Raw genomic sequence first — 10,188 nt, forward strand, 5'->3', positions numbered from 1 at the left:
TCAGCATCTGAGTGTGTCCATAAACAATTCAAAATCAATATATTATTGAGCTTTGTGTGAAATCAATATTCATCAAGGAGACGGTAATGAATCAAAATCTGGATTTTGTCTGGAAAGAAGTCGTGCCGGGTGGGTGCCACTGGTCCGGCATGGTACGTCGTGGAATGACGCTGCGTTTGACTGACGTAGATGGAGGCGCCAATGCGGCAGCATTGTTTTATAACCAGGAAGAAAGACTGGAACGGTACAACATGGCGGATACACTTAAATCCCAGCATACGTTTTATTTGACTCAGGGTCATGCCTGTCATTCCGATATGGGGCGGATATTTTGTTGTATTACGCAAGACACTGTTGGCTGGCACGATACCGTGTGCGGAATCAGTGATGCGGAACAGGTGCGTAAGCAGTACGGCGTTGCGCGCTACCAGGAGCATCGCAATCGCATGTATCGCAATGGAGTGGATAACATGTTGCTAGAGCTCGGCAAGTGGGGAATGGGGCGGCGTGATATTGTATCCAACATTAATTTCTTCAGTAAGGTAACGGCAAATCATTCAGGAGAATTGACTTTTCATTCCGGAAACAGCAAGGCTGGTGATTATGTAGATCTGAGTTTCGATATGAAAACTCTGGTGGTACTCTCAGCTGCACCGCACCCGCTGAATCCGGCAGATAAATATCAGCCAGGTGCGATTGGTTTGTCATTGTATGTCACGCCAGCCGGTGCTTTTGAAAATTGCAAAAAAATTCCCGAGAATTCACGGGGGTTTCAGAATACACAACGGTTTTACGAATCTGGCGGAGGTGAAGTATGAACGGGCAGAATCAACAAAACAGTCTAACAGAGAGTAACCTGGATCCTGCGCACGCTATCATTGATGAAATCTGTTCGGCCGGAGAACCCTGGGTAAAACAGGTGAAAACCGGTCAGACTTTCCGGATTGTCGATCTGGAAGGCAATCAGGCCGTTGACACGCTATTTTTCAATGTCCATCATGCGCTTGAGCGATACAGCGCCCCTGATACCATACGTGAACAAAACAGGCTCTATCTGACTACCGGAAGCAAGCTATATTCAAATTTCAACAATGTCATGCTGACAATAGTGGCCGATACGTGCGGACGACACGATACGCTCGGCGGTGCCTGTGCAGCAGAAAGCAACACTGTTCGTTATTCTTTGGATAAATATCCCATGCACAGTTGTCGCGATAATTTTTTGCATGCGCTGTCGCATGATCCGTTGTGCGAGCAGCTTGGAATGAGCAAACGTGACTTGCCAAGTAATATCAACTTCTTTATGAATGTGCCAGTTACCGAGGGTGGCAGGCTTGAGTTTGTCGATGGTATCTCTGCGCCCGGTAAGTATGTTGAAATGCGTGCGGAGATGGACGTAATGGTTTTGATCTCAAACTGCCCACAACTCAATAATCCCTGTAATGCCTATAATCCAACGCCTATTCGTCTGTTGATCTGGGATTGACCAATTATATGCAGTGTGCGTATTACCAAAAAAGGAGCTGACAATGTTTGACAAAGTATTGATTGCTAATCGCGGTGCGATTGCCAGTCGCATTATTCGCACCCTACGTCGTATGGGGGTAAACAGCGTCGCTGTCTACACAGAAGCAGATGCATTGTCGCGCCATGTGACTGAAGCGGATGAGGCATATTGCATCGGTGAGGGTGCTGCGGCAGAAAGCTACTTGCGAACAGATAAAATCCTGGCGGTGGCGCAGCAGGTGCATGCGCAAGGAATACATCCGGGGTATGGCTTTTTAAGCGAGAATGCGGATTTTGCTGATCAGTGCACGTCACATCATATCCGCTTTATCGGCCCGACCGCACATCAAATGCGCGTTTTTGGTCTAAAGCACACTGCCCGCGAACTGGCTTTGCAAAATAATGTGCCATTGCTGCCTGGAACCGGCTTGCTGGAAGACTTGGATGAAGCAATGCATGCTGCCGCACATATTGGTTTTCCGGTAATGCTTAAAAGCACCGCCGGTGGTGGCGGTATTGGCATGAGATTGTGCTGGAATGAAAAAGAATTGGTCGATGCCTATGATGCTGTCCGCTACCTGGCGCAGAATAATTTCAGCGATGCTGGTATTTTCCTGGAAAAGTATATTGAAAATGCGCGGCATATCGAGGTTCAGATTTTTGGTGACGGCAGGGGAAAAGTGATTGCATTGGGTGAGCGAGACTGTTCGATGCAGCGACGTAATCAGAAAGTTGTCGAGGAAACGCCTGCACCCAATCTGACGGACGATTTGCGCAAGGCATTAAGCAACGCCGCTATTCGCCTGGGTGAATCCGTCCAGTACCAGTCGGCCGGTACGGTGGAATTCATTGTAGATGGTCACAGCAATGAATTTTATTTTCTTGAGGTCAACACGCGTCTTCAGGTGGAGCACGGCGTTACTGAAATGGTGACCGGGATCGACCTGGTTGAATGGATGATTCGACAGGCATGTGAAGAATTACCGGAACTGGACTCGATCGACATTAGAACCAAGGGTGCAGCAATTCAGGCGCGGATTTATGCAGAGAATCCTGCGCAGAATTTTCAGCCATCCAGCGGAATGCTAACTGCGGTTCAGTTTCCATCTGTCGCGCGTGTCGAGACCTGGGTGGACAGCGGAACCACCGTTACGCCTTTTTATGATCCGATGCTGGCAAAAGTGATTGTGCACGCAGCGACACGTGAGCAAGCGGTCGATGGTTTAATTCATGCGTTGGAGCAAACTGTGTTGCAGGGTATCGAAACCAATCGTGAATACCTGCTGCAGGTTATCAATAGCACTGCGTTTCGTGGTGGTATCTATGGCACGCGGTATCTAAACGGTTTTCACTATCACGCACAGACAGTCGATATTCTTAGTCCTGGCGTGCAAACCACAATACAGGATTACCCGGGTCGATTAGGATACTGGCATATCGGCGTGCCACCGTCAGGTCCGATGGATGCTCTGGCTTTTCGTCTGGCGAATCAGCTTGTTGGCAATAATAGCGATGCGGCCGGACTTGAAATCACGTTTGCCGGTCCGACAATCCGTATTAACTGCGACAGCGTTATCGCGATTACCGGTGCACCGATAGCAGTCCATCTGGATGGTGAACCACTCTCTCTTTGGCGTTCTCATTCTGTTAAAGCTGGAGCAGTTCTGCAATTTGGTAAAGTTACCAACCACGGTTGCAGGGCTTATCTTGCAGTTCAGTGTGGTTTTCAGGTGGTAGATTATCTTGGTAGCAAATCTACATTTACCTTGGGCCAATTTGGTGGGCATGCGGGGCGTGTGCTTCGCAGTGGCGATGTATTGCAAATTGAGAAAGCAGACAGGTATCAGCCGCGCTATCTGGAGGATGCAAATATTCCACGTTATACGGATCATTGGGTTATTGGTGTGCTGTACGGTCCGCATGGTGCTCCGGATTTTTTTACTGAAAAGGACATGCAAACGTTTTTTACAGCTGAATGGACTGTGCATCATAATTCCAATCGTACGGGTATACGTTTGCTCGGCCCCAAGCCGGAATGGGCGCGGAGTGATGGCGGTGAAGCCGGCCTGCATCCATCCAATATTCATGATAACGCTTATGCGATAGGTGCTGTTGATTTTACCGGAGACATGCCTGTTATTCTGGGGCCGGATGGTCCGAGTCTGGGTGGTTTTGTATGCCCGGCGACGGTGGCACATGCGGAGTTATGGAAACTTGGGCAGTTAAAGCCTGGTGATACAGTTTGTTTTTGTCCTTTGTCGTTGACACAAGCCGAAGCAATGGCGCGCGAGCTGGATGTGTCAGTTGAACAGGTCGATTTTCCTAAGCACATCCTGGTACCGTCTCAACCATTGTTACTTGACAGTCCGGTGATACACAGCATTCCGGAAAGTGATCAGTCGCCGGCAGTCGTTTATCGTCAATCGGGTGATCGCTACCTGCTGATTGAATATGGGCCGGTCGTACTCGATATCAATTTGAGAATGCGTGTGCATGTATTAATGTTGTCGTTGCAGCAAGCTATCGATACTGGCAGGCTTGATGGCATTATTGATTTGACACCAGGCATACGGTCACTTCAAGTGCATTTTGATTCACTGGTTCTGTCTCGTGATAAGCTGCTGTCTAGTCTGATTACAGCAGAAGTCGAATTGCCAGCAATGGATGATCTTGAAATATCGTCACGCGTCGTGCATCTGCCACTGTCATGGGATGACCGGGCTACCAGGCTGGCGATCGCAAAATATATGCAATCTGTACGCAATGACGCACCATGGTGTCCGAGTAATATTGAATTTATCCGACGAATTAACGGGCTTGAAGACATCGAGACCGTACGACATATCGTTTTCGATGCCAGTTATCTTGTACTTGGACTAGGTGATGTATACCTTGGCGCACCAGTGGCAACGCCCGTTGACCCGCGTCATCGCCTGGTAACAACGAAGTATAATCCTGCCAGAACCTGGACCCCGGAGAATGCAGTTGGCATCGGTGGTGCTTATTTATGCGTTTATGGTATGGAAGGGCCTGGCGGCTATCAGTTTGTTGGGCGTACAGTCCAGATGTGGAATCGGTATCGTCAAACAGATGACTTTAAGGATGGCAAGCCCTGGCTGCTCCGTTTTTTCGATCAGATACGTTTTTATCCCGTCAGCGAAAGCGAATTACTTGAAATCCGTAACGACTTTATTACAGGAAAATTTAAACTGCGCATCGAGGAATCCACATTTAGCCTGAAACAATATAATCAATTCCTGCAGCAGAACAATACCTCGATACAGGCGTTTAAAGAAAGCCAGCAGGCCGCATTTGAAGCTGAACGCGAATGCTGGCGTGCTACCGGTCAATCAGAATACTCAAATGAGTTGAATGAAGACAGTCTTGACGAATCCAATGCGCAAAGCGAACTTGATCTTCCGGAAGGCAGTGTAGCTATCGGTTCGCATATTACCGGTACAGTTTGGAAAGTTTTGGTGGAAGAAGGACAGCATGTAACGGTCGGAACACCACTGATTGTTATTGAATCCATGAAAATGGAGTTTACCGTTGAAGCTGTCAGTGATGGAACAGTGCAGCAGATATCTTGTCAGGAAGGTGCGTATGTGACTACCGGGCAGATGCTGGCAATTATTTCGAAATCTGATCAGACTGACTGATGCTGCTTGTGCTGATTTCATACAGGTTTTCGCTTCAATATTATGATCTGCCGTTTCTTCTTTGAAGAGTGGCAGGCGTGTGCCTATGTAAAATATTGTGTCTGATCAGCCAATACTGGCCAGAACGCTGTCAACGTACCAGCTGAGCAGTCAGTTTGTTCGATCGGCAAAAAATTGGCCATGAAAGCGGTAAAATAATGGCGAATAAATTATTGAGAGTGTCAGCAGAAAAAATATTTTTGAAGTTTCATCACTAGTTTTTGTTTCTTGGGGGATATAATCGTTCATGAATGTTATGAAGCTCGGTTATTTCCAATGCAACTTCAATTGGAAAGCCGACTCTTTTACGATCTCTACAGTCGACAAGTAACTTATCGATAAATGGATAGAATTCATCATAGCCCCAGTGTAGTTCGATTTTTTCCGCAACATGCTGATAATGTTTATCGAGCAGTGATTCTTTCTCTCCCAGAAAAACACCAAATTCCTTAAAAAATGTCTTTAATGGCATTGCTTGACGTCTCATAGATTGTTTGTGGTATTTTTTTATTCTAATGATTGTCTGGCGATGATTATTTGTATATTAATGGGATGATTCTGCCGTAAATTTTACATTTGAGAATGCTTTTGCGTAGCTGAGATTCTTTAATGTGTCACGTGACAATGATTGTGCCAAAACATTTTATGGCAGTCAGCCCGGACTGGAAGCTGAGATAGGAAAAGGTATTTTTCATTCATACATGATCGGCTATTTCTAATTCAGTGTGGTTACATTGATTTGCTGCTGTGCTTGTATATGAATGATAAGTAACGTTATTGTCGTTGATAACTCAGTTTGTTAAATAACGATATTCACCAGTCTGCCCGGTACGACGATAATTTTTTTTATTGCAGCGCCTTCAATGAATTTAAAGACTTGTTCATTGTCGAGAGCGGTTTTTTCAATGGTTGCCTGATCTGCTTGTTTTGAAACATGGATTTGTCCACGAAGCTTGCCGTTAACCTGGACTATCAATTTAATTTCATCCTGAATCATCGCAGCCTGGTCGGCCTGGGGCCAGGGCTGGTCGAGCAGCTCTGTACCTGGTTTGAGTTCACGCCAGAGAACATGACAGATATGGGGCACAATTGGAGATAACATCAGTACGATGTTTTCCAGTGACTCCTGCATGACGTTACGGGTTGCAGGGTCGGTATCCTGGATTTTGGCAAGATTGTTCATCAATTCCATTATGGCAGCGATTGCCGTATTGAAGGTGTGGCGTCGTTCCAGATCATCACTGACTTTAGTGATGGTATGGTGCAGTTGGAAACGCAACGCTTTGAGTTCGGTTGAAGCTTCAGCGTTCATGTCTGGATTAACGGGAACAATGCCTTGTCTGACATGATTGTATATCTGCTTCCAGAGACGTCTCAGAAAGCGGTATGCACCATCGACACCTGTGTCCGACCATTCAAGCGTTTGTGTAGGCGGGCTTGCAAACATCATAAACAGTCGCGCCGTGTCTGCACCATATTCCTCGACCAGTTGCTGAGGATCGACACCATTGTTTTTGGATTTTGACATGGTGCCAATTCCGCCGGATTCAACGGGCTGCTGATCAGCATGTAGCAGTGCAGCACTGCGCTTGCCGCTTTCGTCATACTGGATCTCTATTTCGGCGGGATTGAAATAGGATATGCGCCCATTATCATTTTTACGGTAAAAAATTTCGTTGAGCACCATCCCCTGTGTTAGAAGATTGGTAAACGGTTCGTCGATTTTAAGCAAATCCATGTCACGCATGACCTTGCTCCAGAAACGTGAATACAGCAAATGCAAAATCGCATGTTCGATGCCGCCGATATATTGATCGACAGGCAGCCAGTAATTCGCACGTTCATCGGTTATTGTCGAACTCTGATCGGGACAGGTATAACGGGCGTAGTACCATGAAGAATCAACAAAGGTATCCATGGTATCTGTTTCCCGGCGGGCAGCTTTGCCGCACCTGGGGCAAATACATTCATAAAAAGACGGTGTTTTGCCGAGCGGATTGCCAGAGCCATCCGGCACCAGGCCTCTTGGCAGGACGACGGGCAGTTGATCGTCCGGTACCGGAACAGTGCCGCAGGATTCACAGTGTATTAATGGAATAGGACATCCCCAGTAGCGCTGACGTGAGATGCCCCAATCACGCAGACGATATTGTACGCGTTTGTTGCCTAGTCCTTTACCAGTTAATGCGGCTGCAATTGCATCAACAGCGGCCTGGAACTCAAGCCCGGAAAATTCATTCGAGTCAAATGTCATGCCTCGATCGACGTAAGCTTCGGTCAACGGTAGTTGTAGATCCTCATTGACCGGTTTAATAACGGCTTTGATCGGCAAAGCATACTGACTGGCAAATTCAAAGTCTCGTTCATCATGTGCGGGGACTGCCATGACAGCGCCCTCGCCATATCCCATCAGAACGTAGTTTGCGATCCAGATTGGCAGCCGTTTACCGTTGAGGGGATGGATGACGAACAGGCCGGTGTCCATTCCTTTTTTGTCCTGAGTTGCGAGATCGGCTTCCTTGGTCGCTCCCAGTTTGCATTCCTGGATAAAATTATGCAGCGTCAGGTTGTCTTTGGCGGCATGAATTGCAATGGGGTGTTCAGCGGCAATTGCAACGTAAGTTGCGCCCATCAACGTATCCGCGCGGGTAGTGAACACTTTTAGATCCTGCGGCGTTCCGGACGCTGTATCGGCCGGAAAAGTAATGTCGACACCGTGACTTTTGCCAATCCAGTTGGCCTGCATGGTTTTTACACGTTCCGGCCAACCGGGCAGGGTTTCCAGCGCTTCCAGCAGTTCATCGGCATAAGCGGTAATTTTCAGGTAATACATCGGGATTTCGCGCTTTTCAACCGGTGCGCCTGTTCGCCAGCCGCAACCATCAATTACTTGTTCATTGGCAAGAACAGTTTGATCTACCGGATCCCAGTTGACTGTCCCTGTGGTCTGGTATGCAAGACCTTTTTCCAGCATGCGTAAAAACAGCCATTGATTCCAGTGATAGTATTCGGGGTCGCAAGTCGCAAGCTCACGGTCCCAGTCGATACCCAGCCCCAGGCTTTTGAGTTGCATGCGCATGTAGTCAATATTGTCGTAAGTCCACTGCGCAGGAGAAACCTTGTTTTGCATTGCAGCGTTTTCTGCCGGTAGTCCAAAAGCGTCCCACCCCATGGGTTGTAAAACATTGTAACCGCGCATGCGATGGTAACGTGATAACACGTCCCCAATCGTATAGTTGCGTACATGACCCATATGCAGCTTCCCGGATGGATAGGGAAACATTGACAGACAGTAATATTTTGGTTTTTTGGTAGTTTCTTCAGCTTTGAATGCAGCAGACTTTTCCCAAAACTGCTGGGCACTTTTTTCGACTTCCTGAGGGTGATATTTTTCTTGCATGACACGGAAATTATTGCTTTTGAGAAAGTCTTCATTATACCGCGAACTTTCCAGGCAAGACTATGTGACGCGTTATAATCGTTTTGGTAAAGGTATGCGCTGATTTTTTGAGTTTCCACTTTCTGCGAAGACTGATTTTGAAGCGGAGATTTTATTCCTTTTCCTTTATGACGATATTTGCCAGCCTGTTGGCCGATTGTCTGCGGTCTCAAATCAACCCGAAACGAAACCTGTTGTCATATGAATATACCATTGAGTTAAAAACGTTTTCCGGGCATTTCGCATTCGATTAAAAAGCTTGTGGCCAGATACATCCAATTGCATGCTGGCAGGTTTCTTCATTCTCACTATGCGACACAGTTATAAAGAAGGTTAATAGAAGGTTGTATGTCTTTTGCTTTGTGACTGTAGTTAAATATTACAGTTAATGGGCAGTAATTTTTACATATAAAATTATGTTAACGGTATATTGGGAAGGGTTGTTACCGGTGGTTTCTAGAATTGAACAGAAAATACATTTAAAATTATATGCTTAGAGTAGTGACATGACAACTGATTCAGGTGACAGTTTAAAACAATTCCGGTTCAAACTTGTCGATGACAGGGTTGTGGCGTTATTTAAAACCGGGAAAGAGGTTATTCATCAGGAATTGATTGAAAGTCGGGATTCTTGCGAGATCGGCCGCAATCAGGTAGCGCATAGAAAAATCAAATCGAATGAAGCTGAAACAAAGATTTATATTGATGAATCTGGATACGGACTGCACACGTTATTTTCGCAATCCGAGACTGATGACTCGAACAGTTCAGGTAGTAGTGTTGACAGTTTGTCCAGTAGTAATTTTGATACTTTGCAAAGTAGCAATGGGCGCAAATCATTTGAGTTTGAAATAACCAATGGCGCAATAGTTCGTGTGTTCGAAGTCAAGGACGAACATCTGGAGCGTGATCCGATTGAGGTAAATGAAATTTACATATTTGATGGCAGAAGTGTCATTCGCATCGAGAGAGAGTTGTTAGGCTTGGAAATTCAGCGTTTTTCAGATAACGACGAGGACGGGCGTTTTCAACGTTTCTCCGAGCAGTGGGTGCCTGATTCAGAAAACACTGGTAGTGCCGGGCCCGTTATAGAGCAACCCTTGATGTATTATTTTACAGATGGTAGTGACCTCATTGCTGTACGAAGTGACGATCCGGTAAGTGGAGGTGGAGGAGCCGATTCCTTTGTAATCCGCTTTGAGTTCGGTCAACCGAATCATTGGTTAATAGAAGACTTTCATTCAATTGAAGATGACCGACTAGTTTTCGACACAGGTGTAGGCTTGACGTCAAAAGCGCATTTGGCCGGTTTTGTGACGGAGCTGTCTTATGATGGACAAAATTTCTTTGTAGATTTTTCATCTGAAGCCACAATCACATTGACAGGTGTGACACCTGCATCAATAAGTTGGGATTATGTTGACGTATTAAGCTAGTACTTTCAACTTGATATTGCCAAATATTAAAGTATTCTCTCAATATATGCTACCAACATATTGAGAGATCAGATGAAGAAAAGATATATTGTTCGTTTAACTGAAGAAG

General features: G+C 46.2%; 6 protein-coding genes. 4 read left to right on the top strand and 2 right to left on the bottom strand.

The window, feature by feature from the left end; genetic code table 11:
* Positions 1 to 86: 86 nt before the first annotated feature.
* The 3 genes from BMY62_RS09130 to uca are packed head-to-tail and all read left to right on the top strand — an operon-like array spanning position 87 to position 5,165.
* Entirely contained in the window at positions 87 to 818 is a 732-nt protein-coding gene (locus BMY62_RS09130) for an urea amidolyase associated protein UAAP1 (RefSeq protein WP_090658859.1), read from the top strand.
* Positions 815 to 1,486, top strand: a complete 672-nt coding sequence (locus BMY62_RS09135; RefSeq protein WP_090658861.1) for an urea amidolyase associated protein UAAP2 — start codon at positions 815 to 817, stop codon at positions 1,484 to 1,486. The genes BMY62_RS09130 and BMY62_RS09135 overlap by 4 nt, the downstream gene beginning before the upstream one ends.
* Before the next feature lie 43 nt (positions 1,487 to 1,529).
* Entirely contained in the window at positions 1,530 to 5,165 is a 3,636-nt protein-coding gene (gene uca / locus BMY62_RS09140; RefSeq protein ID WP_090658863.1) for an urea carboxylase, read from the top strand.
* 253 nt (positions 5,166 to 5,418) lie between these two features.
* Here uca and BMY62_RS09145 read toward each other — a convergent pair whose 3' ends face one another.
* Both BMY62_RS09145 and leuS read right to left on the bottom strand, forming a co-directional pair.
* Positions 5,419 to 5,691, bottom strand: coding sequence for a hypothetical protein (locus tag BMY62_RS09145; RefSeq protein ID WP_256207530.1), 273 nt, complete (start codon positions 5,689 to 5,691; stop codon positions 5,419 to 5,421).
* Between the two features lie 312 nt (positions 5,692 to 6,003).
* Positions 6,004 to 8,604 (bottom strand): leucine--tRNA ligase, encoded by a 2,601-nt coding sequence (leuS, locus tag BMY62_RS09150; RefSeq protein WP_090658867.1) that lies wholly within the window; start codon positions 8,602 to 8,604, stop codon positions 6,004 to 6,006.
* Between the two features lie 545 nt (positions 8,605 to 9,149).
* Between leuS and BMY62_RS09155 the strand changes: the two genes are divergently transcribed.
* Complete coding sequence (locus tag BMY62_RS09155) at positions 9,150 to 10,079, top strand: hypothetical protein (RefSeq protein ID WP_090658868.1); 930 nt, start codon at positions 9,150 to 9,152, stop codon at positions 10,077 to 10,079.
* Positions 10,080 to 10,188 lie beyond the last annotated feature (109 nt).

This window comes from Nitrosomonas marina, from assembly GCF_900111605.1.
GTDB classification, from domain to species: Bacteria; Pseudomonadota; Gammaproteobacteria; order Burkholderiales; family Nitrosomonadaceae; genus Nitrosomonas; species Nitrosomonas marina_A.